Origin of the sequence: Clostridium oceanicum (assembly GCF_039521385.1) — a bacterium.
Taxonomy (GTDB): Bacteria; Bacillota; Clostridia; order Clostridiales; family Clostridiaceae; genus Clostridium_F; species Clostridium_F oceanicum.
The window spans coordinates 253,366-279,395 of the sequence record NZ_BAAACG010000008.1 but is presented as its reverse complement, the minus strand read 5'-3'; the positions used below and the strand labels follow the sequence as shown (position 1 = coordinate 279,395).

Annotated in this window: 21 protein-coding genes and 1 riboswitch; of the genes, 20 read left to right on the top strand and 1 reads right to left on the bottom strand. The window is 25.6% G+C overall.

Annotation, left to right across the window (positions count from 1 at the left end):
- Window positions 1-12 precede the first annotated feature (12 nt).
- The 10 genes from bilQ (at window position 13) to ABDZ71_RS07415 (ending at window position 8,860) form a co-directional block, all read left to right on the top strand.
- A complete protein-coding gene (gene bilQ, locus ABDZ71_RS07460; RefSeq protein ID WP_343760410.1) occupies window positions 13-447 on the top strand; it encodes a bilirubin utilization transcriptional regulator BilQ in 435 nt (144 codons plus the stop codon).
- 69 nt (window positions 448-516) lie between these two features.
- On the top strand, window positions 517-1,026 hold the full coding sequence (gene bilS, locus ABDZ71_RS07455) for a flavodoxin family protein BilS (protein ID WP_343760408.1): 510 nt from the start codon (window positions 517-519) through the stop codon (window positions 1,024-1,026).
- A 231-nt stretch (window positions 1,027-1,257) separates the two neighbouring features.
- Complete coding sequence (locus tag ABDZ71_RS07450) at window positions 1,258-1,758, top strand: flavin reductase family protein (RefSeq protein ID WP_343760406.1); 501 nt, start codon at window positions 1,258-1,260, stop codon at window positions 1,756-1,758.
- Between the two features lie 214 nt (window positions 1,759-1,972).
- A complete protein-coding gene (locus tag ABDZ71_RS07445) occupies window positions 1,973-2,806 on the top strand; it encodes a methyl-accepting chemotaxis protein (RefSeq protein WP_343760404.1) in 834 nt (277 codons plus the stop codon).
- A gap of 261 nt (window positions 2,807-3,067) precedes the next feature.
- Complete coding sequence (locus tag ABDZ71_RS07440) at window positions 3,068-3,640, top strand: ECF transporter S component (RefSeq protein WP_343760402.1); 573 nt, start codon at window positions 3,068-3,070, stop codon at window positions 3,638-3,640.
- 2 nt (window positions 3,641-3,642) lie between these two features.
- A complete protein-coding gene (locus ABDZ71_RS07435; protein WP_343760400.1) occupies window positions 3,643-5,349 on the top strand; it encodes an ABC transporter ATP-binding protein in 1,707 nt (568 codons plus the stop codon).
- Window positions 5,346-6,161 (top strand): energy-coupling factor transporter transmembrane component T family protein, encoded by an 816-nt coding sequence (locus tag ABDZ71_RS07430; RefSeq protein ID WP_343760399.1) that lies wholly within the window; start codon window positions 5,346-5,348, stop codon window positions 6,159-6,161. The genes ABDZ71_RS07435 and ABDZ71_RS07430 overlap by 4 nt, the downstream gene beginning before the upstream one ends.
- Before the next feature lie 224 nt (window positions 6,162-6,385).
- Complete coding sequence (locus ABDZ71_RS07425; RefSeq protein WP_343760398.1) at window positions 6,386-7,207, top strand: DUF169 domain-containing protein; 822 nt, start codon at window positions 6,386-6,388, stop codon at window positions 7,205-7,207.
- A gap of 485 nt (window positions 7,208-7,692) precedes the next feature.
- Window positions 7,693-8,157: a hypothetical protein gene (locus tag ABDZ71_RS07420; RefSeq protein ID WP_343760396.1), complete on the top strand. Its 465-nt coding sequence runs from the start codon at window positions 7,693-7,695 to the stop codon at window positions 8,155-8,157.
- A 121-nt stretch (window positions 8,158-8,278) separates the two neighbouring features.
- On the top strand, window positions 8,279-8,860 hold the full coding sequence (locus ABDZ71_RS07415) for an SOS response-associated peptidase (RefSeq protein ID WP_343760394.1): 582 nt from the start codon (window positions 8,279-8,281) through the stop codon (window positions 8,858-8,860).
- A 118-nt stretch (window positions 8,861-8,978) separates the two neighbouring features.
- On the opposite strand, the gene ABDZ71_RS07410 is transcribed toward ABDZ71_RS07415, so the two are convergent.
- Window positions 8,979-9,950 (bottom strand): DMT family transporter, encoded by a 972-nt coding sequence (locus ABDZ71_RS07410; RefSeq protein ID WP_343760391.1) that lies wholly within the window; start codon window positions 9,948-9,950, stop codon window positions 8,979-8,981.
- Window positions 9,951-10,223: 273 nt separating this feature from the next.
- Between ABDZ71_RS07410 and ABDZ71_RS07405 the strand changes: the two genes are divergently transcribed.
- The 10 genes from ABDZ71_RS07405 (at window position 10,224) to ABDZ71_RS07360 (ending at window position 26,013) form a co-directional block, all read left to right on the top strand.
- A complete protein-coding gene (locus ABDZ71_RS07405) occupies window positions 10,224-11,144 on the top strand; it encodes a tetratricopeptide repeat protein (RefSeq protein WP_343760388.1) in 921 nt (306 codons plus the stop codon).
- A 44-nt stretch (window positions 11,145-11,188) separates the two neighbouring features.
- Window positions 11,189-11,288: riboswitch (purine riboswitch) on the top strand.
- Window positions 11,289-11,449: 161 nt separating this feature from the next.
- On the top strand, window positions 11,450-12,031 hold the full coding sequence (locus ABDZ71_RS07400) for a xanthine phosphoribosyltransferase (RefSeq protein WP_343760387.1): 582 nt from the start codon (window positions 11,450-11,452) through the stop codon (window positions 12,029-12,031).
- A gap of 123 nt (window positions 12,032-12,154) precedes the next feature.
- Entirely contained in the window at window positions 12,155-12,736 is a 582-nt protein-coding gene (locus ABDZ71_RS07395; RefSeq protein WP_343760386.1) for a DUF3867 family protein, read from the top strand.
- A 177-nt stretch (window positions 12,737-12,913) separates the two neighbouring features.
- Window positions 12,914-14,653 carry a phosphoenolpyruvate carboxykinase (ATP) gene (locus ABDZ71_RS07390; protein ID WP_343760384.1) on the top strand — a complete coding sequence of 580 codons (1,740 nt, stop codon included), beginning with the start codon at window positions 12,914-12,916 and terminating at the stop codon, window positions 14,651-14,653.
- A 722-nt stretch (window positions 14,654-15,375) separates the two neighbouring features.
- Entirely contained in the window at window positions 15,376-15,519 is a 144-nt protein-coding gene (locus ABDZ71_RS07385) for a hypothetical protein (RefSeq protein WP_343760382.1), read from the top strand.
- 477 nt (window positions 15,520-15,996) lie between these two features.
- Window positions 15,997-20,517, top strand: a complete 4,521-nt coding sequence (gene gltB, locus ABDZ71_RS07380; RefSeq protein ID WP_343760381.1) for a glutamate synthase large subunit — start codon at window positions 15,997-15,999, stop codon at window positions 20,515-20,517.
- A 16-nt stretch (window positions 20,518-20,533) separates the two neighbouring features.
- Window positions 20,534-21,970: a glutamate synthase subunit beta gene (locus tag ABDZ71_RS07375; protein ID WP_343760380.1), complete on the top strand. Its 1,437-nt coding sequence runs from the start codon at window positions 20,534-20,536 to the stop codon at window positions 21,968-21,970.
- A 418-nt stretch (window positions 21,971-22,388) separates the two neighbouring features.
- Window positions 22,389-23,432 (top strand): ABC transporter substrate-binding protein, encoded by a 1,044-nt coding sequence (locus ABDZ71_RS07370; protein ID WP_343760379.1) that lies wholly within the window; start codon window positions 22,389-22,391, stop codon window positions 23,430-23,432.
- 6 nt (window positions 23,433-23,438) lie between these two features.
- Window positions 23,439-25,106: an ABC transporter permease gene (locus ABDZ71_RS07365; protein WP_343761083.1), complete on the top strand. Its 1,668-nt coding sequence runs from the start codon at window positions 23,439-23,441 to the stop codon at window positions 25,104-25,106.
- Complete coding sequence (locus tag ABDZ71_RS07360) at window positions 25,090-26,013, top strand: ABC transporter ATP-binding protein (RefSeq protein ID WP_343760377.1); 924 nt, start codon at window positions 25,090-25,092, stop codon at window positions 26,011-26,013. The genes ABDZ71_RS07365 and ABDZ71_RS07360 overlap by 17 nt, the downstream gene beginning before the upstream one ends.
- The last annotated feature ends 17 nt before the right edge of the window (window positions 26,014-26,030 follow it).

Sequence of the window (26,030 nt, the reverse complement as noted above, 5' to 3'; positions counted from 1 at the left end):
AAGGAATTTTATATGACTAGTAATAAAATTATTTTTGAATCTGAAGGTATATCTCAATATATATGTATTTTATATAAGGATTTTCAAAATTATTGTGAAGAAAGACTTAAACCATATAACTTAACAAAGGGAGTTTATTATTATTTAATACTTGTTTCTAAAAAACCAGGGATTACATCTAAAGAGATAAGTGAAGAGTTAAAAGTAGATAAAGGCTATACTGCTAGAACAATAAAAAAACTTAATGAATATGGATATATAAAAAAAGTAACAAATGATAAAGATAAAAAATCTTTTAATATATATCCTACTAAAGAGTGTGAAAAGGTTATAAATATGATGATAAACTTATTTCCTCAATGGGAAGAAAAATTGTTACAAGGATTATCAAAAGATGAAGCATGTGTTTTAAATGGATTGCTTAAGAAATGTTTTAATAATTTATAATAAATAAGTTGTTTTAAATAATTCTCATTTTGGATGTATATTACATAAAAATAAATAGGAGTGATTAATATGAAAAGTTTAGTTGTATATTCTTCTGTAACAGGAAATACAAAAAAGGTAGCAGAAACAATTTATAATCAAATTCCTTTAGAAAAAGATATATATAAATCTGATGAAAAGTTTGATTATAATAAATATGACTTAATTGTAATTGGATATTGGGTAGATAAAGGAACCTGTGATAATAATACAATAAAACTTATAGAGAAGATACATAATAAAAATATATTATTATTTGGAACTTTAGGCGCAGAAGATGTTGGAGATTATTATGATAGTATAAAACAAAAAGTAGAAGAAATAATAGATAAAGATAATAAAATACTAGGTCATTTTTTATGTCAGGGAAAAATAAATGATAAATTAGTAGAAAGATATAAAGAAATGCTAAAAGAAAACCCTAATAACATAAAAATAAGAGAACAAATTAAAATATATGAAAGAGCAAGTACACATCCAGATAGTAGAGATATGAACAATGCAAAAGAATTTATTAAAAAATATATTACAACTTTATAGTAGTTTAGTGGTATAATTTTATATTATCAGTTTTAAAATTTTATTTAAGCATATAAAAATAAATAACAGTCTGAGCATGGTACTTATATTATGTAAAATATAGTAATTGGTTATTTATTAGTATTTAAACCATCAGTAGGTTTAGAAAAATAGGTTGTTTGAAAAAAATATTTTTAGCATACTGCCTAGTTATTATTTATTTAAATGTGACTTACATAAGGAGGAATAAAAATGAGTGTTAATTATACGCAAAACATGGAAGAGGCTATAAAATCTATATCAACTAGAGGAGCTTTTCTAACTTCAAAAGCAGATGGAAAAGTAAATACAATGACTATTGGGTGGGGAAGTATAGGATATTCATGGAGAAAGCCTATATTTACAGCTCTAATTCGTGAAAGTAGATTTACAAAACATTTTGTTGATAAATCTAATGAATTTACAATAAGTGTTCCTTTAGATGATAACATGAAAAAAGAGTTAGCTTTTTGTGGGTCAAAATCAGGAAGAGATTATGACAAAATCAAAGAATGTAGTCTTAAGTTAAAAGAAGGTAATAAAGTAGAAACCCCTGTAATCTCTGATTGTAAAATGCACTATGAATGTAAAGTTCTATATAAGCAAGAAATGGATCTAAATTTATTAGATGAAGATGTTAAGAATCAAGCATACAAAGATGGAGATATTCATACTATTTATTATGCAGAAATAGTTGACTGTTATTCTTTATAATAGAAATTTTAAATTATGATAGCGTAAAATAATATTTATAGAAACTAGCTTAAAATAAAAGTTATTGATTATTTTAAGTTAGTTTTTTAATGTGATTTTCAATAAATTAACTAAAATTAATATAATTGTAATATTTTTATTTTGTAATTTTAGTATAGTTTATTACACAAACCACGATATTATAAAATATATAGAATTAAAGAGGTGAAATTATATGGACTCAGTTAATAATGAAATTTTAAATCATGTATGTAAATCAAGTAAGTATTTTTATGAAGCCTTGAGAGAAGATACTGCTATAATAATTTCAGATTTAGAAAAATATATAGAATTTATTCCAGCTAAGAATTTTAATATTAATGTTAATATAGGAGAAAAATTAAATAAAAAAGCTTTAATGGTTAAAGCTATGAATCAAGATTCTAAGATTATAGAAAACTTAGATAAAGATGTTTTTGGCACAGATATGAAATGCTTAGCAGCTCCAATAAAAGATGTAAGAGGGAAAGTTATAGGATCAATATGTACTTGTGTTAATATTGAGGAAAATTTAGATTTAGTAAACAATATTAAAACTCTTATGGATGCTACTAATCAAGTAACAGAAAGTGTAGAAGAAGTGGCATCTGGAGCTTCAGAACTAGCAAAACATGGACAAGAAGCTATTAATCTTGTAAATGAAACTTTAGATAAAGCAGAAAAGACTACTAAAGCTTTAGAAATAATACAGAATATAGCAGCTCAAACCAATCTTTTAGGCCTTAATGCAGCAATAGAATCTGCAAGAGCTGGAGAACATGGAAAAGGATTTGCAGTTGTTGCAAATGAAGTTAGAAAGCTATCTGCTAGAAGTAAGGAAGCGGCAGTAGAAATAAAGGATATAATATATGAGATGAATGATTCTGTTAATAAAATAAATGATTCAATAAGTAGTACTGGAAGCATAAGTGAAGAGCAAGCAGCATCTACAGAAGAAATATCTGCAACAATGGATAGTATAAGAGAATCAGTAGAAAAACTTTCAAAATTTGTTCAAGATTTTAAATAGAATATTTATATTTAAAATTAATTGTGATTTATTAGATGCAATAAGCTTAAAATAGAGAATATATTAAAATAAATTTTAAACAAATTTAAAATGGTTATATTAAATCCTATAAAGTAATTTTTATAAAATACTTTATAGGATTTATTTATATAGTTTTTTCTTATAGATAATTAGTCAAACTATTATAAATTACTATTTTAAAAACATTAAGAATTGTAGTAAAATTTATCTGAATTTATATTAACTAAGGAGGATCATTAAATGGGTGGAAAATGGAATCTTAAAGAAATAGTGGTAGGATGTATGCTTGGAGCAGTGTTAGGAGTAGTTTTAATGATTTGGGATAATTTATACATACCTTTATCTCCAATATTAGGACCTATTGGTATAGAGGTTCTTTATGGAATGTATTTTACTTCTGCTATGTTAGCTATGTATATTATACGTAAACCTGGTGCAGCAATATTAGGTTCTATGGCAGCAGCTTTAACAGAAGTATTACTTGGAAGTCCTTTTGGACTTGTAAACCTTGTCTTAGCAGGATTTGTACAAGCTGTAGCATGTGAATTAGTATTTATGGCATTTAAGTACAAGAAATTTAATATGGTGACTTTATCTATGTCAGGAATACTTATAGCAATATTTATGTTCATTAGAGATTATATTGCCTTTGGTTATGGAGTACAACCTACTGCTGTTTTAATTGGAATGATATCTGTAAGAATGTTAAGTGGAGTATTACTTGGAGCACTTATTACTAAATTAATAGGAGATACTCTTAAAAAGACAGGTGTAGTTAATAACTTTAATATAGGCAGAGGAGAAAACTGTTAATAATGAATTCATTTGTTGAATTTAAAAATGTAAGTTTTAATTATTTAGCAGATAATAAAAAAGTATTAAATAATGTAAGTTTTAGTATAAAGGAAAATAAAATAAATATTTTTATTGGGAAAAGTGGATGTGGTAAAAGTACTATAGCAAAGTGTATTTCAGGAATTATACCTAATTTAGTTCAAGGTGATATAGAAGGCAAAATAATTTATAAAAATAAAAATATTATAGGAGAGTCTACATCAAATTTATGTAGAGAATTTGGCTATGTTTTTCAAAATCCAGACTGCCAATTTTGTACATTTACTGTAGAAGATGAAATAGCATTTGGTTTAGAAAATTTAAATATTGATAGAAATAAAATAGAAAAAAGAATAGAAGAAGTTTTAGATATTATTGATATAAAACATATAAGGCATAAAGATTTAAATTTGTTATCTGGTGGAGAAAAACAAAAAGTGGCTATAGCTTCTATTTTAGCTATTGATCCTAAATGTTTGATTTTAGATGAACCTACAGCTAATTTAGATCCTAAATCTACAGTTGAAATATTTAATATTTTAAAAAGACTTAGAGATATACATAAAAAAACAATAATATTAATTGAGCATAAGTTAGATTATATATTTGGTTTTGTAGATGAAGTTATCTATTTTTCTGATTCAAAAATATTAAGTGGATCTGTGGATTATGTTTTAAATAGTATATGTAATAAAAATAATTCATGTTATTTTATGCCAAGATCAGTTTATATATCTAAAATACTTAAAGAAAATAATTTGTTAGACAAATACTTATACAAAAAAACAGATATAGTAGAAAGTTTAATTAATATTTATAAGAAAAATAAGATTATAAAAGAAAGACATATTAGGAATAAAAATAAAACTGTACTTAGTGTAAATAATTTGAATTTTTCTTATCATAATAAAAGCAATTCATTAACTAATATAAATTTAGATATAAAATTAGGGGATTTTACATGTATTTTAGGTCATAATGGAGCTGGAAAATCTACTTTAACAAAAGTTTTGTTAGGACTTTATAAAAATTATGATGGTAGCATACTTATAGATGGTAAAAATCTAAAAGATTATTCAAGATTAGAGTTAACTAAAAAAATAGGATTAGTTTTTCAAAATCCAGAACATCAATTTGTAGCAAATACTGTTTTTGAAGAATTAGGGTATAGTCTTAAAAATCACGGGGAAAAGGAAGAACTAATAAAGGAGAAAGTTGATTTATATTTAAAAAAGTTTAATTTATATAACATGAAAAATGCTAACCCATATCTTTTAAGTGAAGGTGAAAAAAGAAGATTAAGTGTTGCAAGTATGCTTATAACAGGACAAGAAATATTAATTTTAGATGAACCTACTTTTGGACAAGATATAGAGAATACTATAGAGCTTATGAATTATATGAAAAGCATAAATAAAAGTGGAGTTACAGTTATAATAATATCTCATGATATGGATATGGTAGTAAAGTATTGCGACAAATCTATAGTATTAAAAGAAGGAAAAATTTTATTTAATGGATATACTAAAAGTTTATTTAAAAGTATTGATGTTGTTTATGATGCTAAACTCCAATTACCTTTTTTAGGTGATGTATGCAGGGAAATAAGAAAGAATATTAAAGATTTTCCAATGCTTATAAATGAAGAAGATTTAAAAACATATTTAGGGGATGAAAGTGTTATATGATAACATATGATGAAAATAACAAGGATAGCCTACTATATAAAATAAATCCAATTGTAAAAGTTTTAATATTAGTAATTACTACTACAATAATAACTTTTGATTACAAACCATATAGTTCCATTATATTTTTTGGAGTTGCTATATTTATATTAAAATTTTTAGGGAGATTTCCTTTGAAAAAAATAATAAGGCTTATAGCACCTTTTTTTATAGTAGCTTTGAGTTTTTTCTTATTTACAATGTTAACTAGGGGATTAACTCATAAATATATATATGATTTCAAATTTTATTGTTTTACATGGAGAAATAAAGATATAATATTATCTTTGGCATTAGGATTTAGAATTTTAGCTATAATAACATATTCTATAATTTTTGTTGTTTCTACTAACCCTGTAGATTTTATATTAAGTTTGATAGCATATTTACATTTACCATATAAAATAGGATATTCTATTTTAACAGCCTATAGATTTTTACCTACTTTTACTAAAGAATTAGAGAGTATAAGATTTGCTCATGAAATAAGAGGAATAAAAAATGAGAAAGGGTTTATAGGTAAAATAAAGGATTTTAAAAAATTTGTTATACCTATGCTAGCTACAGCAATAAGAAGAGGAGAAAGAATTTCTATAGCTATGGAAGCAAGGGCATTTGGAATATCAAAAGATAGAACATATTATAGAAAAATAAAATTTGAAAAATTAGATGGAACTAGCTTGATTTTAAGCATAATATTTTGTATTTTATTAGTTATTATATTGCAAAGATATAATCTTATGAATATGGGAATAGGATTTAATTTTAATTAAATATAGCTGTTTATAATAATGATATTATTTTAAAATAGTGATTTTATTTTTATTAAGTATATTATAAGTTTTAAAATAAACTAATTGGCTTAGAAATAAGTAGATTTAATGTATAAGATATTTATGTGAAATTATGCCTTTGAATTTTATACTTAGTTACAGTATATGAAAAAATAGAAATTTTAGTAAATGGGATAAATATAATTATAAAGGAAGTGATTTGTTTGAGTCCATTTAAACATCCTAAGATTACTTATGGATTATCAACAGATAAATATGATAAGTGTTTTTTAAAAGAATATATAGAAGATATAACATTAGCTATTGGATTAACTAGGAAGCCTGTAGGAATAAAATTTATATATACAAAAGAAGAATTTGATAAATTAGAAGTTAAAAGACCAGAATTTAAATTATGTTACTGTTGTATGGTAGAAAAAGCTACTAGGGGGTTTGCTTTTAAATCTTTATTGGAAGATCATATTTGTGATGGAGCAACAACAGCCTTAGGTCTTGAGGATAGTACAGAAAAGATTGAATCAGGAAGGGAGTATTTTTCTTATAATTTATATTCAACTTTAAGTGCTGCTAGAAGAACTAGAGAAAATGTTCCAGGATTATATAAAGCAGGAAGTAAGACTTACGGTGTATTAGTTATGCCTTTTGAAGATTTTAATATTACTCCAGATGTTATAATATTTATATGCAATCCTTATCAAGCAATGAGAATACAGCAAGGATATGTTTATCATATAGGAGGTAGAGTTAATATGACAGGAGCTTCAATGCAAGGTATTTGTGTAGAAGCTACGGTAGAACCTTATTTAAAAGGTAGGATGAATTTAACTCCATTATGCCCAAGTACTAGATATATGGCCAAATGGAAAGATGAAGAAATGGCAGTTGGGCTTCCATATGAAAAATTTATAAAAACTGTAGAAGGTGTTATGGCAACTATAAATAGTACAGATATTTCAAAGAGAAAAAAAGAGATAGTAGATAGATTTAAAAATAAGGGTAAATATGTAGATTTAGATTTAAGTTAATTAAAAGTAATGTTTCAAAATTTAGGTATAAATGATTAGAAAGACTATTTTAAAATTATAATTTTAAAATAGTCTTTTTGTTTAAAGTAATTATACAGGGGGAGTGTTAGCTTAACATGTGATCTGAAAAAGAGTTTTTTAATATAGAAAATTATATTTAATTTAATTATGAGAAATTATCAAATTAATATATTATATTAAAAGGTAGTAAAAATAAATAGAAAAATTTTACTTTTTATATAATATAAATGAAAATTTATTTTTATTTTTAACTTATATAAAAAATATTAAAAAAAAGTTAATAAACCGTAAAGGAATTTTAAGTTTAACCGAGAATATATAACTCATGTGTAATTTTATACAATTTTATATAATAATATTTTCTACAATAATATGTTCAACTTAGGAGTATTTTAACATAGAGTATTACTATATATTCAGTAGCAAATTAGGATCAATACACAGAAAGGGATGAATTAGTTTTTATGTATACTATTTTAGATATAATAGACAACTTAGTATATATTGTAGAAAAAGAAATAAGCATATTTAAAGATATATCTAATGATGAAAATAAAGATATTAGAATTAAAATAATGTCTGATGCCATTAAAAAACAATGCAAAAAGCATAAGGATTTATTAGAAAATTTAAAAATGAATATAGGAAATGAATTAGAGGAGTATGTAGATTTTCATTCTTATGATAAAATTTCTTCAAGAATACAAGAATTTAAAGGAAGAATTCATAAACCTAATATAAATAGTTTAGATGATTTTAAAAATTGGCTTCTTTGTATGGAAAAAGATAATTTAGCATTGCTTTTAGATATAAGAGGAAGATTAGTAAAAAAAGAAATTGATATTAATAGTTTAGCCTATAGTATTATATCAAGGATAATAAATGAGCAAAAGCAATATATAAATATGTTGGTGGCTTTTTTTCAATAAAATAATTAGAAAAAATCTATTTTTATAATAGTATGTAGAATACTTCTTTTAAAAATTAAATATTTTTTAAGAAGTATTTTTTTATGAGTAAGTGTATAATCTATTTAAGAGGTGAAGTTTTATGTGTGGAAGATTTCATTTGAATATAGATGGTGATTTTAAAGGAGTACCTTTAAAATTTACAAGAGGAGATGTTTTTCCATCTGAAATATGTCCCATAATGAATCAAAATAAAGAGATTAAACATCTTAAATGGGGATTTCCTATAGAAGGATTAAATAAGTTAATAATAAATGCTCGCAGTGAAACAATAATAGATAAGAGAACTTTTAGAGATTTGTTAGAAAATAATAGATGTGTAATACCTGCTGAATTTTTTTATGATTGGGATAAAAACAAAATTAAATATAAAGTATCTTTAAAAAATATTGATAGATTTTCTATGGCAGGCCTATATAAAAAGTGTATTGATAAAAATAAAAAGGAATTTTGGGGATTTGTAATTATAACTACAAGTGCTAATAGGGAAATGAGCAAAATACACCATAGAATGCCTGTTATATTTGATAGAGAAGCGGAAGAAAAGTGGTTATCTAATGAAGAAGATATATTTAAAGTTAAAAATCTCTTAAAGCCATATAAAGATGGAGTTTTAAAAGTTGAATCACAAGCAAAGACAGAACAAATAAAATTTAATATTTAGAAATTAAATTAAACTTTAGAATATACTAAAAACCTCTTAATTTTAAGATGAAGTTTTATTTCATCTTAAAATTAAGAGGTTTTTTAAAATAGATGTTTTTGTTTTAGTAACAGTTAAGCTATTTTTTATATCCATTTTGAAGTTTATGTTGTTTTTTAAAAAAACATATACTTTTAATATTTGAGTTTACAAAAATTATTCCTATGGCAACTAATGCTAAGCCAAGAGTTATATGAAATGTGAATTTTTCAGTTGGTAAAAATATAGAAGATAAAATAGATCCAGAAATAGGAACTGTAAATTTATATAGTGCTATTTCGCTTGCTTTATTATATTTTAAAAGAGTAAACCAAATTGAAAAAGCGGTAGCGGATAGAAATGCTGAGTATATAATCAATATAATTACTTTAGGGGTAAATACTAAAGCATTAATAGAAGTATTAGTATAACCTATAAAAAGTAAAAATAATGAACCTAGAAACATTTGCCAACCGGTTATAAGTATGGTATTAATTTTTTTAGATATATGTTTGCTATATAAAGTACAACAAGCAGTGATAAAAGAAGAAATAACTAAAAATCCTTCTCCCTTAAATGAAAATGTGAATTGAAAGGAGCTAGTCCAGTTTACACTTATGATACCTAAAAAACCTAAAATTAGTCCTATAACTTTAGAAAAGTTTATTCTATCATTAGAGTATAAAAAGTGAGCTAGTACTATTACGAAAAATACAGATAAAGAGCCAATTATAGATGCTTTTATTCCAGAAGAATTACCTACCCCTGTATAAAATAAAAAGTAGTTTATTGAAGTTTGGAATATTCCAAGCCCCAGTAAAGGTAGAAATTTATTTTTTTTAATCTTTATTGATTTTTTTATTACTATAGTTGAAAATAAGAAAATTAATATGGAAGCCATAAAAAATCTTATTCCAGCTAAAAATATTTTAGCACTCATGTCAGAGGCTGGTATATTCATTTCTTTATAAGTTATCTTTAAAAGTGGAAAAGCACTTCCCCACAATATACAAGCAAGTATAACTAATAGAGTTTTAGATGGATTACTAGAAAAAAGTTTGTTTTTAGACATTTTAAAATCTCCTTAAATATGTTAGTAAAGACTAAATTATACTACCTTTAGGTTATAATTTCAATTTTTTATATGTTAATAGAGTTATTTATTAAGGAAGCAAACTAAATAAATAAAGTCTTATTATAATATATAAAAGAAAACTTGATTAACTATATTAAGGTTATAGTTTATATATATACTTTAATTTAGAAAGATTTTAACTTATAATATACTTTGTTATGAAGAGTTATTTATAGTAGATTTTACAGTTGAAGAAGGTTGATTTAAAAAATGATACAAAATAACTATAAAGTAGAAAATTATAAAACAATAGGGAAAAATTTTTATAGTAAAAGAGATATAAAAAATGCATTAAAATTTTATAAAAAGGCTTATAACCTTTTGAAGGAAAATAAAGATACAGACCTTTTAATAGATATGGCTTTAATTTATGATGAAATAGGTGAAAAAAAACTAGCTGAAGAAAAGTATAATGAAGTAATTAATATAGACTCTAAAGATGAGAGGGCATATTATGGATTGGCAATAATTTATGATGGTAAAAAAGAAAATGAAAAAGCTATAGTTAACTATAAAAAAGCAATAGAAATAAATCCAAATTATAATAGAGCATACTTTTTTTTAGCAGGAATTTATGATGATATAGGAGAAAAAAATAAGGCCATAGAAAATTATAAAAAAGTTATAAACTTAGATTATAAAGATTTTTGGAGTTATACAAATTTAAGTTCTATATATGAAGAACTAGCACAGTATAATGATTCTTTGGAAATGGTAGATAAAGCATTGAGTATATATCCTAATCATTATATGGCATTGTTTAATAAAGCTGTAGTACTTTATAAATTAGGTAGAAAATATGAAGCTATTAATTTATATAAATTATCTATAGAAGATAATAAGGAATATCCTTATACATATTTAAACTTAGCTGTTATATATAAGAATATGGGTGAATATGAAAAGGCTTTAGAAATTATAAGTGAAGGAATAGAAAATAACAAAGACTCTGGATTCTTGTATTATAATAGAGCCTGTTACTATGTTAATTTAAAAAAGTATAATAATGCATTAAGAGATTTATATGATGCTGTTAATTTGTATCCAGGATTTATTAAGTATATAATAAAAGATAGAGAACTGGACCCTATAAAAAATGATAAAAGGTATAAAATTCTTATAAAAAATTAAATATAGATTTAAGGAGCATTGAAATAAATAACCAGTTATTATTTATTTTCATGTGCTTAATTGCTCGTATATACTTAAAAATATGGTTTGAGTGTTTCTACCAGGTGCCATAAATACCTGACTACGAGTATACAGGATTATTATAAATTTATAGTTATATATAGATTTTTTATAAGTAATGTATATTCATTCCTAGGTTATGGCCTAGGAATTTTTTTAGGTAATTATAAATTTTTTATAAAGATATGTTTTTATTTAATATAAAAAACAAATGATATTAATATAATTAATAAGGAGAGGTATAAATGGATTTATTAAAGCAAAAGATACTAGAAGAAGGACAAGTAATTGGAGATAATATTTTAAAGGTAGATAGTTTTCTAAACCATCAAATGGATGTTGAACTTTTTAATGAGATGGGAAAAGAGTTTAAAAATAGATTTAAAGATACTAAAATAAATAAAATATTAACTATAGAAGCTTCTGGAATAGGAATAGCAACTATAGTTGCTCAACATTTTAATAACATACCAGTAGTATTTGCAAAAAAAATAAGTGGAAGTAATATGGATAAAGAAACATATACGTCAAAAGTATATTCTTTTACCAAAGATAAAACTTATAATGTAAATGTTAGTAAAAGATTTATTAATAAAGGAGATAATATACTTATCATTGATGATTTTTTAGCTAATGGATGTGCAGCTTGTGGTCTTATAGATGTAGTAAAACAAGGCTCAGGTAAAGTTTCTGGTATTGGTATTGTTATAGAAAAAGGATTCCAAATAGGAAGATCAGAATTAGAAAAAAGAGGAGCAAGAGTAGAATCTTTAGCAATTTTGGATAAAATAGAAGATGGTAAAGTGTATTTTAAAAGTCAAAATTAAAATAAATTTTAAATTAATGTCATAAGTAGTACTTATTTAGGTTTTATGATTAACTCAATTGGTGTTAAAATATAATTAAATAACAAGTGACAACATATTATATTTTATAAGAGGTGAAAAATAGTGAGTGAAATTATAAATTTTAACGAAATTAAAAATAAAGCTACAGATAAAGACTTAGATAAATTTGAACAATATGTTTATGGCCTATATGATTCAATGGCAACAGGGAAATTAAGTATAACAGATATTATGACTAAAATTAAAGATTATATGGAAAAAAACAATGTTTCAGAAGAAAAATTTATTAATATACAGAAAAAAATGATGGATAAATATGCTGATATGTATGGTGTAGATTTCAAGGATATAGAAAGCCAGATGAAATCTATGGGAGTAGATCCTAAATCTATGGGAATTAATATGGAAAACTTAAACTATGAATCTTTTAGAAAGACTTTAAGTTTTCATGATAAATATAGTATAAAAACACAGATGAAGAAACTAAGTTTGTATAAAATAAAGAATAACATTAATGATTTGGATATAGAAATGAATGAAGAAGAGGTAACACTTAAAAGTAGTAAAAAAATAGATCTTAATGATAGTGAATTAAATGAATTTTTATGTTCTTACAAAAAATTATTTAAAGAAAAACCTTTAAATATTAGAGTGTGTGAAAATACTTCTAGTTACGATTATTAAAAGAACTGAAAAACAGTTCTTTTAAATTTTTTTGCAAATTATTAATAATTTACAAAAAAAATATACAAAAATGAATAATAAAGTAGCTGAAAATTTCATAATATGTGTTATAATTATATTTATTGATAAAAAATGAAGGAATTGAAGTATGTATATTTCATGTATGGAGGAATTATTATGAGAAAAGAGTTTTCACTTAGCACAGGAAAAGCAATGATAAATTTTACTGCTAAATACTGTGACAATTCAGAAGCTGTTTTTAATAGTTACGGTTTTAAAAGGGTTTTAGAAAGTTATTTAAGAACAATTAAAAGAAAAGAAAGCAACGTATATAAATATATAGAGAATTGCTTTGGAAAAGATGATCAAATAGTATACGACGAAATAGTTAATGTATTTAAGTTACTTATAGTTTTAAAATCAGATGAAATAATAAAATTAGAAAATAAATATGATAGATTTTTAGAAGATAAAGATAAATTCATATTATTTGTAGAAGATTTATATAATTTTTGGAGAAAACTTGAAAGATATACTATAGTTCAAAATAAAAAAATAAGAGAAGGCTTTCAAAATGTAAGTTTTATAGATGCAAATAATGAATTTTCTAAACTTATATTAAATACTTATAGAAAAATAGAAGAGAATGCTATAGGTCTTGCTCCAAAAGTTTATAGACAACTTCCAGCAGGAGGAAACGCTGGTGTTATTTTAACTAATTCAAGTTGGGACATGCCTGAAGAATATAAATTATTAAAAAATGTTCCATTTATTGAATCTATAGTATTAGATCCACCATTTATAACTTATCCTAAAAAGAATACAAGAGATGGTATGTTTACTGAATGCTTTGAGAATCCGTTAAAGAAAGGATGTTCTATAAACGGAGATCATTGGTTTTGCTTTCCTGCAAAAGTTGGTTCACTTTTAGCATATATATATTTCCATAGAGATTTTATGGCTCATGGGGTTACTCTTTGTAACTTATTTGAACTTGCAAGTGAAGAAGAGTATAGAGGTAAAAATCCAGATCTAGTTTATGTATTTGGTGCTAGAGATGATAGTGAAGAAATGCAAACCGTATTTTATGATGATAAAGAAAATGATATAATGCTTGGTTATGTAAATTATAATGAAGCTATAGATTATTTTGGATATATGAAAAAAATGACTTTAACACTTCACAATCTAATAATGATTAAAAAAGGATATCTTCCAATACATGGTGCGATGGTTAATATAATAACTAAGAATGGTAAAACTGCTAATGTAGTTATAATGGGAGATAGTGGAGCAGGAAAATCAGAAAGCTTAGAAGCTTTTAGAAAACTTGCAGATGATTATATAAGTGATATGACTATAATATTTGATGATATGGGTGTAGTGAAACTAGATGGAGATAACAAACCTAAAGGTTTTGGTACAGAAACAGGAGCGTTTGTAAGATTAGATGATTTAGATGCGGGATATGCATTTAAACAAATTGATAGAAGTATATTTATGAATCCAGATAAAGTTAATGCAAGACTTGTTATTCCAGTGGCAAGTTATAAGGAAATAACAAAAGGATATCCTATAGATTTATTCTTATATGCCAATAATTATGAAGCTAGTGGAGAAGAGCTAGATTTCTTTGAAAATAAAAAAGAAGCTATAGAAGTTTTTAGAAGTGGAGCTAGGATGGCTAAAGGAACAACTACTGAAGAAGGATTAGTAAAGACATATTTTGCAAATCCATTTGGTCCTATGCAAAAAAGAGAAGATACAGATGTACTTTTAAAAGCTTATTTTGATAAATTTTTTGAATCAAAAGTAAAAGTAGGACAACTTAAAACAAGATTAGGGATAAAAGGAATGGAAAAGAACGGTCCAGAAAAAGCTGCTAAAATGCTTCTTGAGCAGATTAGAAATTTATAGTAATATAATAAGACTATAAATTTATTCATTAAATAAATTTGTAATATGTTTAATTAAACTACTGAGTTTAAGTTTTTTAAAAAATAAATAGATATTTTTAACTTTATATATAATAAAAATAAGAGAGCTAATTAATAGGGCTCTCTTATTTTTTTATAAATATATTTAAATGGCAGTTTAATATATTTATAAGGTGTGTGTAGTGAATTTATATAATATTAAGTTTAATATTATAGTCTTATTTATTTTAGTATATTTGAATTTTATAAAACGTTTACTTAAGATTAAGTATCATATAAACTTAAAAAGTATTATTATTACTTAATCTTAATATTTATTAATTTTAACTTAATTATATCATTTTAACTTAATATAGTAAATATTAGTTAAATATAGGAAATATAATAAAAAAGACAAAATAAAATGGAATATATACTTAAATTAACTATATAAGAATTTGGTACAAAAATCATGTGAATTTATAAAATTAATAATATGGTTACTAGTTATTTACTTCCATGTATCTAAATAATTAATAGATATAAATTAAGGATAATATTATTATTTTTCCAGGTTTATAAATATTAAATATGCAAAAAATAATATTGATTTTAAAATAAGTATTATTAAAAAATTATTTTATAAATCTATAGGTTAAATAGCAGTATATGATTATAGTATTTTATAACTTATCAAATCTTAGTATTAAAAGGAGGAGCAATATGGATATAAAAAAAGCAGGTGCCATTGATAAGGCTAAAGAGATGCTTTTAGATGGAGAAACTGTTGATTATATAATGAGGGAAACAAGATTAAGGTTAAAAGATATAAAAAAAATTCAAACAGAAATATCAAAACATTTTTAAATCACTTTTTAACTATGGAATAACTTAAAAGGAAAAATTGATTTTTTATCATTATATTCTTATAAAACTAAGAAGATTTATATATATAAATTTTCTTAGTTTTTTATTATAAATTTTAATATTAATAATTTTTATTAAAAATAAGCTGATTATATTAATATTAAAAAAATTTTGAGAAAATTAACAAATTAAAATTTCAATATTAATATGAACGTTTACATATGAAAAATTTGTATAAAGATATAAAATATAGTTTATGAAATGCTTTTCTAATGCCAAATTTAGCAAGAAATAAAAGAATAAATTTCACCATAGCCTATAAAAAGTATATAAAGATAGGGGAAAACCATAAATTTGTATATAAAAATGCAACTTTAATATTGATTTAATTCAATTTTCTATATATAATTATAATTAAAATATTCAGGTTTGAAAGACAGCAAATGTTTTTTCATAAAAGAAAAAGGGGGAAAATAAATGGCAAACAATATAGGTTTTCCTAAAAAACAAGGGCTATATAATCCGGAATTTGAAAAAGATAATTGTGGGGTAGGATTTATAGCTAATGTTAAAGGAGAGAAAACTCATTCTATAGTGAGAAAAGCTCTAGAGATTTTAGTTAATTTGACACATAGAGGAGCTGTAGGATCTGATCCTAAAACTGGTGATGGAGCAGGGGTGTTAATCCAAATACCAGATGAATTTTTTAGAATAAATTGTTATAATCTTGGAATTGATCTTCCAAAGTTTTCAGAATATGCAGTTGGTATGACTTTTTTGCCTAGAGAAACTGCTATAAGATATCAATGTGAAGGTATATTTGAAAGAGTAGTAGAAGAAGAAGGACAAAAAGTTTTAGGTTGGAGAGATGTACCAACAGATAACAGATCTATAGGTGAAACTGCAAAAGGTACAGAGCCTGTTATAAGACAATTATTTATTAAAAGATGTGATTGTAGTCAGGAAGAATTTGAAAGAAAATTATATATAATAAGAAAAAAAGCAGAAAATGAAGTTAATAAATTAATAAATAAAAGCAATGAATATTTTTATGTCTGTAGCCTTTCAAGCAAAACAATAATTTATAAAGGGCTTTTATTAGCAGATCAGATTAGTAAATACTATATTGATTTAAATGATATAAATTTTAAAAGTTCTATAGCTTTAGTTCACCAAAGATTTAGTACAAATACTTTTCCAACTTGGGATTTAGCTCAACCTTTTAGATATTTAGCTCATAATGGAGAGATAAATACTATAAGAGGAAATAGAAACTGGATGCATGCAAGAGAAGGTCTTTTGAAATCAGATGTATTTAAGAAAGATATTAAAAGTTTATTTCCTATAGTAGTTCCAAATGGAAGTGACTCAGCATCTTTAGATAATGTATTTGAACTTCTTAATAAAGATGGAAGAAATGTTGTTCATTCTATGAGAATGCTTATTCCAGAGGCTTGGGAAAAAGATGATTTTATGGATGAAAGCACTAAAGCTTTTTACGAATATCACTCATCACTTATGGAACCATGGGATGGGCCTGCTGCAGTATTTTTTACTGATGGAGAAAAAATAGGAGCAACCTTAGATAGAAATGGACTAAGACCATGTAAATATGTAATTACAAAAGATGGAGACATCATAATGGCCTCAGAGCTTGGTGTTTTGAATTTTAATCCAGAAAACATAATAAAAAGAGGAAGATTAGAACCAGGAAAAATGCTTTTAGTAGATACTAAAGAAAAAAACATTTTAGAAAATGATGATTTAATTAAGACATTTTGTAGTAGTAAGTGTTATAAAAAAGTAGTTAAAGATAGTAAATATACTCTTAAAGATTTTGATTTAGATTATAAAAGAGAAAAAAGTAATATAAATTATGAATTTTTAAAAGAAAAACAGCAAGCTTTTGGATATTCATTAGAAGACTTAAAGGTAATTATTAAAAGTATGGCAGAAACGGGAATTGAACCTATAGGATCAATGGGAAATGATACACCTTTAGCTGTATTATCTAATAAATCTCAATTATTATTTTCATATTTTAGACAATTATTTGCACAAGTTACAAACCCACCAATAGACCCAATTAGAGAAGGAATAGTTATGTCCCTTAAAAACTATATGGGACTTCAAAATAACTTACTGGATAAAGAAAGAAAAATTTCTCCTTTTATACGTTTAGATAAACCAATTTTATCGGATGAAGAAATGTATAAAGTGAAAAATTTAAGAACAAAAGATTTTAAATCAACTACAATACCTATAACTTTCAAATCAGATAGTGGAATTGAAGGATTTAAAGAAACTTTAAAAATTATATGTGAAAGAGCAGAAAAAAGAGCTAGTGAAGGATACAATATTATAGTTTTAAGTGATAGAAAAGCAGATGATTATGATGCAGCTATTCCAAGTTTACTTGCAGTATCAGCAGTACATCATCATCTTATAAAAAAGAAAAGTAGAACTAAAGTATCTATTATAATTGAAACAGCAGAACCTAGAGAAACTACTCATTTTGCACTTTTAATAGGATATGGAGCAACAGCTATAAATCCTTATCTTGCATATGAAACAGTAAGAAGTATGGTTTTAGATAAAACAATAGAAAAATTAGATGAAACTAAGGCTATAGAAAACTATATTAAAGCTATATGTAAAGGTCTTATGAAAATATTATCTAAAATGGGCATATGTACAATTCAAAGTTATCATGGAGCTCAGATATTTGAAATACTTGGACTTAATGAAGAATTCGTAAATAAATACTTTGATGGAACACCTTCTAGAATAGGTGGCATAGATGTAGAGGATATAGCAAAAGAAGTTTTAGAAAGGCATAACAAAGCATTTAATAAGTTAAGAAAACCTGAAAATGAATTAGATGTTGGAGGAATATATTCTTGGAGAAAAGAAGGGGAATTTCATCTTTTCAATCCAGAAACAATATATAAGCTTCAGTTAGCAACAAGAAATAATAGTTATGAAACCTTTAAAGAATATACAACTATTGCTGATAACCAAAGTGAAAATTTATGTACAATAAGAGGGCTTCTAAAGTTTACTAATTTTAATCCTATTCCTATAGAAGAAGTAGAGCCTATATCACAAATAGTTAAAAGATTTTGTACTGGAGCTATGTCTTTAGGATCTATAAGTAAGGAAGCACACGAAACTATAGCCATAGCTATGAATAGACTTGGTGGAAAAAGTAACTCTGGTGAAGGTGGAGAAGACGAGGCTAGATATAAAGTAAATAGTAATGGAGATAGCAAAAGAAGTGCTATAAAACAAGTAGCTTCTGCAAGATTTGGGGTTACTGCAAACTATCTTGCTAATGCAGATGAACTTCAAATAAAAGTTGGACAAGGAGCAAAACCTGGTGAGGGAGGACATCTTCCAGGGAAAAAAGTTGATAGCTATATAGCTAAAATAAGAAATTCTACAGCAGGAATAGATTTAATATCTCCTCCTCCACATCATGATATATATTCAATAGAAGATTTAGCTCAACTTATATATGATTTAAAATCAGCAAATACAGACAGTAGAATTAGTGTAAAACTTGTATCAGAAGCAGGGGTTGGAACAGTAGCAGCTGGAGTTGCTAAGGCTCATGCAGATGTAATACTTATAAGTGGACATGATGGAGGTAGTGGAGCAGCACCACTTTCTTCTATAAGAAATGCAGCTATTCCTTGGGAAATAGGACTTTCAGAAGCTCATCAAGTTTTAATGATGAATAATTTAAGAAGTAGAGTAAGACTTCAAACAGACGGAAAGCTAAAAACTGGTAGAGATGTTGTTGTTGCAGCACTTCTTGGAGCAGAAGAATTTGGATTTGCAACTACAGCTTTAGTTGTTTCCGGATGCACACTCCTTCGTAAATGTCATTGTAATACTTGTGATATGGGTATTGCAACTCAAGATAAAGAACTTAGAAAATGTTTTAAAGGTAAACCAGAACACATTATAAACTTCTTTACATTTATAGCTAAAGAAGTTAGAGAATATATGGCTCTACTTGGATTTAGAACTGTAAATGAAATGGTAGGTAGAGTAGATGTACTTGAAAAACGTGAAGATGTTAAACATGAAAAAGCAAAGAAACTGGATTTAGATAAGATTTTATATAAACCAGATATGCCAAATAGAATAAAACCATATTGTGTTTTAGCTCAAGACCATGGAATAGACAAATCTATGGATCACATATTACTACAAGCTGCAGCTAAAGTGTTTGAAGAAAAGAAAAAGGTTATAGGAAACTTTGAAATAAAAAATACTGATAGAACTGTAGGAACAATGTTAAGTGGTAAAATAGCTAAAACTTTTGGTCAACAGGGACTTAAAGAAGATACAATGGTGTTTAATTTTAAAGGATTTGCAGGTCAAAGTTTTGGTGCATACTCTGTTAAAGGACTTACTTTAGTTTTAGAAGGAGGAGCTAATGACTATGTTGCTAAAGGTTTATCAGGGGCTAAGGTAATTGTTAAAAACTCAAAAGAAAGTGCATGTGCTGCTGAAGAAAACTTTATAGCAGGTAATACTATACTATATGGAGCTACATCTGGAGAAGTTTATATTAATGGAATGGTTGGAGAGCGTTTTGCTGTAAGAAATAGTGGAGCAAATGCTGTTGTAGAAGGAGTAGGAGATCATTGCTGTGAGTATATGACCGGTGGAGTAGTAGCTGTTATAGGAAAAGTTGGAAGAAACTTTGGAGCAGGAATGAGCGGTGGAATAGCTTATGTTTTAGATGAGGATAATAGCATTACTAAAAAATGTACTGAAACATCTATTGAAATAGAAGGATTAAATATAAATAGTGAAAAAGAAGTTTATAGCTTAATAGAAAAACATTATAAAAATACTGAAAGCTCTAAAGCTAAAAATATATTAGATAACTTTTCAAAATATAAGAGTATGTTTAAAAGAGTTATACCAAAAGAATATAAGAAAATAATAGAAAAAAATAATTTAGAAGGAAAAGTTTCTTAATAAGGGGGTGTATTTAGTGGGTAAAATAACAGGTTTTAAAGAGTTTGATAGAAAGAGTTTTAATAAACGTCCTACAGAGGAAAGAGTAAAAGATTATAAAGAAGTATATGTACCTTTAAGTGATAGTAATATGAAACAGCAAGCATCAAGATGTATGGATTGTGGAACTGCATTTTGTAACTGGGGATGTCCCCTTTCAAATGTAGCACCGGATTTTAATGATTTATTTTATAAAGGACAATATAAAAAAGCTTACGAAAGATTAGCAAGAACAAATGATTTTCCAGAGTTTACAGGTAGAATATGTCCTGCACTATGTGAAGCTGCTTGTACTTTAGGTATTAACAGACAAGCTGTTTGCATAAGGGAAATAGAACAATCTATTATAGAGAAAGCATTTAAAGAAGACTTTATAAAAAAAGATCCTCCTAAAGTTAGAACGGGAAAGAATATATGTGTAGTAGGATCAGGTCCAGCAGGACTTTCTGTGGCATCTCAGCTTAACTCAGTAGGACATGAAGTTACAGTTTTTGAAAAAAATAATAAACCTGGAGGCCTTTTAAGATATGGTATTCCAGATTTTAAATTAGAAAAATCTATAATAGATAGAAGAATAGATATAATGGAAAAACAAGGTGTTAAATTTAAAACTGGTGTAGAAGTTGGAAAAGATTTAATACTAGAAGAAATATTTGAAGAATTTGATGCTATTGTTTTAACTGGTGGATGTACTGTTCCAAGAGACTTAAAAGTAGAAGGAAGAGAGCTTGAAGGAGTACATTTTGCTGTAGATTACTTGTCTCAGCAAAATAAAAAAGTTTGTATGGAGAACTTTAAAGAAAAAGAGATAAATGCTAAAAATAAAAATATAGTAGTAATAGGTGGAGGAGATACAGGTTCTGATTGTATTGGTACTGCAGTAAGACAAGGTGCTAAAAAAATTCATCAAATTGAAATAATGCCAAAGCCAAGTGAAAAAAGGGATGAATCTAGTCCGTGGCCTACTTATCCTAGAATATTAAAAACAACTACTTCCCATGAAGAAGGTGGAGAAAGAGAGTGGAATGTTCTTACTAAAACTATTAAAGGAAGTAATGGTAAGGTAGAAAAATTAATTTGTTCTAAAGTTTCATGGAATAAAGCTGATAATGGAAAATTTGTTATGAAGGAAGTAGAAAATAGTCAATATGAAATTAAAGCTGATTTAATTTTAATAGCTATGGGATTTTTACATCCTAAAGTTGATGGTATTATTAATGAGCTTTGTTTAAAACTAGATGATAGAGGAAATGTTTATACAGATGAAAATGGAATGACAAGTATTCAAGGTGTATTTTCTGCAGGAGATATGACAACAGGACAATCTTTAGTAGTAAAAGCTATTAAAAGTGGTAGAGAAGTTGCTAAAGGTGTAGATGAATATTTGATGGGAAGTACATTTTTAAAAGGATAAAAGTAAAATTTTTTATAAAGGTTATCTTAAATTTTATGATTTAAGATAGCCTTTTATCTATTTAATATAGTATGAAATAGTCTATAAAGCTTTAAAAAATTTGTTATTAGCTTTCAAGTGTGGTATAAATACATAGTCTGGTAAATAAAATTTTATAGTTTGAAATTTAAGTTTAATAATAAATTTTCGTAAAAATAATATATAACTGTTCTTTTATAATAAAATATAGCTTTTTATGATAAAATTAAATTTATAATCCATAATTTAGGGGTTGGGTATTATAAATTCTTATACTAGACCAGTGTAGTATTTTTATTTGTAATAGTTAAATTCTTGAAAAATATACTATAATCCTTTAAAATCTAAATTAGTATGCGTATAAAAATATAATATGGACTAATAACAGAGGGGGAAAATGATGAAAAAAATAAAGGCACTTTTATCTATAGTTCTTACAGTAATATTAATGTTTGCTTTAACAGCATGCGGTAGTAAAAAAGAAGTAAATGTAAGTTCTGATAAAAAGGATTTAAAAGGTAGTACTATAAAAATAATAGGAACTTCTAAAATATATCAAAAATTATTTGATAAGTTTACAAAAGAGACAGGAATAAAAGTAGAATCTTTATCAATGTCTTCTGGAGAAGTTTTATCAAGAACAAAAGCAGAAGATGGTAAGCCTATGGGAGATGTATGGTTTGGCGGTGGAATAGATGCTTTTATGTCTGCTAAAAATCAAGGGTTATTAGAAAAGTACTTATCTCCTGAATCTAAGGATGTTTCAGATAGCTATAAAGATAAAGAAGGTTATTGGATAGCAAAAGGAGTAACAATAGTAGGATTTTTAGTAAACAATGATGTAATGAAAGAAAAAAATCTTGAAATACCTAAATCATGGGAAGATTTAACTAAGCCTCAGTATAAAGATGAAATTTTAATGTCTAATCCGGCTATTTCAGGTACTAATTATGCAGTAGTACATTCTTTACTTGGTAAAATGGGAAAAGAAAAAGGATGGAGTTATTTTGAAAAGTTAAATAAAAACATACCTTATTATTCTAAAAGAGGAAAAGATCCTCAATTAAAAGTTAGTGCAGGAGAAATTGGTATAGGTATTACATATGTAGATAACACAATAGTAAAATTAGAAAAAGAAAAGAATGTCCAAGTAGTATATCCAGAAGATGGAATACCATGGGTTCCAGAAGGTATGGCTATATTTAAAGATTGTACTAATTTAGAAGGGGCAAAAGCCTTTGAAGATTGGGTACTCCAAAAGGATAATCAACAATATTTAGCAGAACTTGAAGGAAAAGATGGAACAATGATGGTTAGGCCAGGAGTAAAGGGAATGGATTTAAAAGTTCCAAAAGATAAGTTTATAGAAGAATATTTAGGTCAATTTGGAAAATACAGAGATGAAATTTTAGATAAGTGGAAAGTTATAACAAAAGATAAGTAAGTGAATATAAGTAATTTAAAAGAAAGGGTATCTAAGAAATTAGATACCCAATTTTATAATATTTTAGATAAGATTTTAATAGTTTTAATATTTATCTCTGTTTTAATATTTATTCTTTGGCCTATAATGTCTGTTATAAAAGAAAGTTTTTTTAAAAATGGAAGTTTTACATTAGATCTCTATAAAAATATATTTATGGATAATAGAAAAATAATAAAAAATAGTTTATTTATATCTATAGTGTGTACTATAATTACTACAATTTTATCAACATGTATTTCTATTTACATAAGTTTTAGCAACAAAAAGGTAAAAAAAGTAATACTTATAATATTAATGCTTACAATGATATCCCCACCTTTTGTCTCATCATTATCATATATAACTTTGTTTGGAAGAAGAGGACTTATAACTCATAAACTATTGAATTTAACTTTAAATACATATGGATGGCAAGGTATAGTTATAATGGAGAGTTTATCTTTTATTCCACTTTCTACATTGATTATGATAGGAATAATCAATGGAATTGATACTAGAGTAATAGATGCTTCTTTAGACTTGGGAGCAAGTATATCTGAGACTATAATTAAAATAGTTATTCCTCTTATGAAACCTGCCATAGTAGTTTGTGCTTTGTTGGTTTTTGTAAGAAGTTTATCAGACTTTGGAACTCCTATGATTATAGGAGGATCATTTACAGTGCTTGCAACGGAAGTTTATACTAATGTTATATCTAATGGAAATTTTAAAGTTGCTGCAGTTATGAGTGTTCTTATACTTATACCTGCTTTAGTAGCTTTTATATTTTATAGAATTTATATGAAAGATACTAATGTATTTTCAAAAGAAAAAGGACAGCTTTTTAAAGAAGGATCAAGATATAAATTGAAAGGATCCATGAAATTTATATTTTCTTTTGTTACATATTTATTTGTTATAATAATGTTATTACAATATACTGCTATATTTATTCAGGCTATAACTAAGTTTAAGTATGGAAAAATATATTTGACTTTAGATAACATTAAATCTATGGCAGAATATAGCATGGGAAGTTTCGGCAGGAGTATAATATATTCATTAATAGTAGCAGTAGTAGGAAGTTTTTTAGGAGTTATTATTTCTTATTTTGTAGATAGAAGAAAAATAATAGGAATGAAATATATAGATTTTATAGCTACACTTCCTTATATTGTACCAGGAACTTTCTTTGGAATAGGATATATATTAGCTTTTAACAAATATCCCTTAGAACTTACAGGAACAAGCTTTATAGTAATTGTTAATTGTATATTTAAGCAACTTCCTATGACTACAAAAATGGGATCAGCAGTTTTGACTCAAGTAGATCAAGAAATAGAACAAGCATCAAAGGATTTAGGTGCATCAAATATTGTAGTTATAAAAGATATAATACTGCCTATGTTAAAGCCTGCCTTTATATCAGGCTTTATAAATAATTTTACAGCTACTATGACAACTATAGGATCTATAATATTTTTAATATACCCAGGAGAAAAAGTTGCAACAGTGGAAATGTTTAATTCTATACAAAGTGGAGAATATGGAGTAGGTGCTGCTATGGCTACTTTTATTATAATTATAACTTTAACTATAAATATTCTTTTTTCGAAAAGGCTTTTAGGAGGGAAAAATGTATTTCAAAGTTAGAAATTTAGTAAAAAAATTTAATGGATTAAATGTAGTAGATAAGCTAAGTTTTAATATGGAAAAAGGAGAAATTCTTTGCCTTTTAGGACCATCTGGATGTGGTAAAACTACTACATTAAAAATGATAGGAGGATTTTTGAAAGAAGATTCAGGAGAGATTTTAGTAGAAGATAAAGATATATGCAGCATTCCACCAGAGAAAAGGCTTGTAGCTACAGTATTTCAGTCTTATGCCTTATTTCCACATATGAGTGTTATAAAAAATGTTACTTATGGATTAAAGTTTAAAGGATATAATAAAAAAGAAGCCTATGAAAAAGGAAAAGAATATTTAGACATGGTAGGCCTTTTAAAGTACAAAGATAAAAATGTAACTAAGTTAAGTGGTGGTCAAAAACAAAGAGTAGCTTTAGCTAGAGCTTTAATAATAAAGCCTAAGGTATTACTTTTAGATGAACCTTTAAGCAATTTAGATGCAAAGCTTAGAATAAAAATGAGAAATGATATAAAGGAAATACAAAAAAAATTTAATATAACTACAATATTTGTAACTCACGATCAAGAGGAAGCTCTTAGTATAGGGGATAAGATTGCAATTATGGATAAAGGAAAGATTAAGCAAATAGGTTCTCCTAAAGATGTATATAATAATCCTAAAGATGAATTTGTGGCTTCTTTTGTAGGTTCTGTTAATATTATTGGTGATAAATTTATAAGACCAGAAAATATTATTTTAGACAAAAAAGGAGGGGCTATAAAAGGAACAATAGTTTCAAAACAATTTTTAGGAGCTTGTATAGATTATGTGGTAAATATAGATAATAAATATATAAAATCTAAGTGTATAAATAATAACTCAAATGATTTTAAAATCGGAGAAGTTGTATATACAAGAAATTTCTATTAAATTATTATTAAATAATG

Coding starts and splice junctions, on each gene's coding strand:
- ABDZ71_RS07405 (WP_343760388.1), top strand. CDS start 10,224: ATGATACAAAATAACTATAAAGTAGAAAATTATAAAACAATAGGGAAA.
- bilQ (WP_343760410.1), top strand. CDS start 13: ATGACTAGTAATAAAATTATTTTTGAATCTGAAGGTATATCTCAATAT.
- bilS (WP_343760408.1), top strand. CDS start 517: ATGAAAAGTTTAGTTGTATATTCTTCTGTAACAGGAAATACAAAAAAG.
- ABDZ71_RS07415 (WP_343760394.1), top strand. CDS start 8,279: ATGTGTGGAAGATTTCATTTGAATATAGATGGTGATTTTAAAGGAGTA.
- ABDZ71_RS07430 (WP_343760399.1), top strand. CDS start 5,346: ATGATAACATATGATGAAAATAACAAGGATAGCCTACTATATAAAATA.
- ABDZ71_RS07360 (WP_343760377.1), top strand. CDS start 25,090: ATGTATTTCAAAGTTAGAAATTTAGTAAAAAAATTTAATGGATTAAAT.
- ABDZ71_RS07440 (WP_343760402.1), top strand. CDS start 3,068: ATGGGTGGAAAATGGAATCTTAAAGAAATAGTGGTAGGATGTATGCTT.
- ABDZ71_RS07385 (WP_343760382.1), top strand. CDS start 15,376: ATGGATATAAAAAAAGCAGGTGCCATTGATAAGGCTAAAGAGATGCTT.
- gltB (WP_343760381.1), top strand. CDS start 15,997: ATGGCAAACAATATAGGTTTTCCTAAAAAACAAGGGCTATATAATCCG.
- ABDZ71_RS07410 (WP_343760391.1), bottom strand. CDS start 9,950: ATGTCTAAAAACAAACTTTTTTCTAGTAATCCATCTAAAACTCTATTA.
- ABDZ71_RS07435 (WP_343760400.1), top strand. CDS start 3,643: ATGAATTCATTTGTTGAATTTAAAAATGTAAGTTTTAATTATTTAGCA.
- ABDZ71_RS07370 (WP_343760379.1), top strand. CDS start 22,389: ATGAAAAAAATAAAGGCACTTTTATCTATAGTTCTTACAGTAATATTA.
- ABDZ71_RS07450 (WP_343760406.1), top strand. CDS start 1,258: ATGAGTGTTAATTATACGCAAAACATGGAAGAGGCTATAAAATCTATA.
- ABDZ71_RS07445 (WP_343760404.1), top strand. CDS start 1,973: ATGGACTCAGTTAATAATGAAATTTTAAATCATGTATGTAAATCAAGT.
- ABDZ71_RS07420 (WP_343760396.1), top strand. CDS start 7,693: ATGTATACTATTTTAGATATAATAGACAACTTAGTATATATTGTAGAA.
- ABDZ71_RS07400 (WP_343760387.1), top strand. CDS start 11,450: ATGGATTTATTAAAGCAAAAGATACTAGAAGAAGGACAAGTAATTGGA.
- ABDZ71_RS07390 (WP_343760384.1), top strand. CDS start 12,914: ATGAGAAAAGAGTTTTCACTTAGCACAGGAAAAGCAATGATAAATTTT.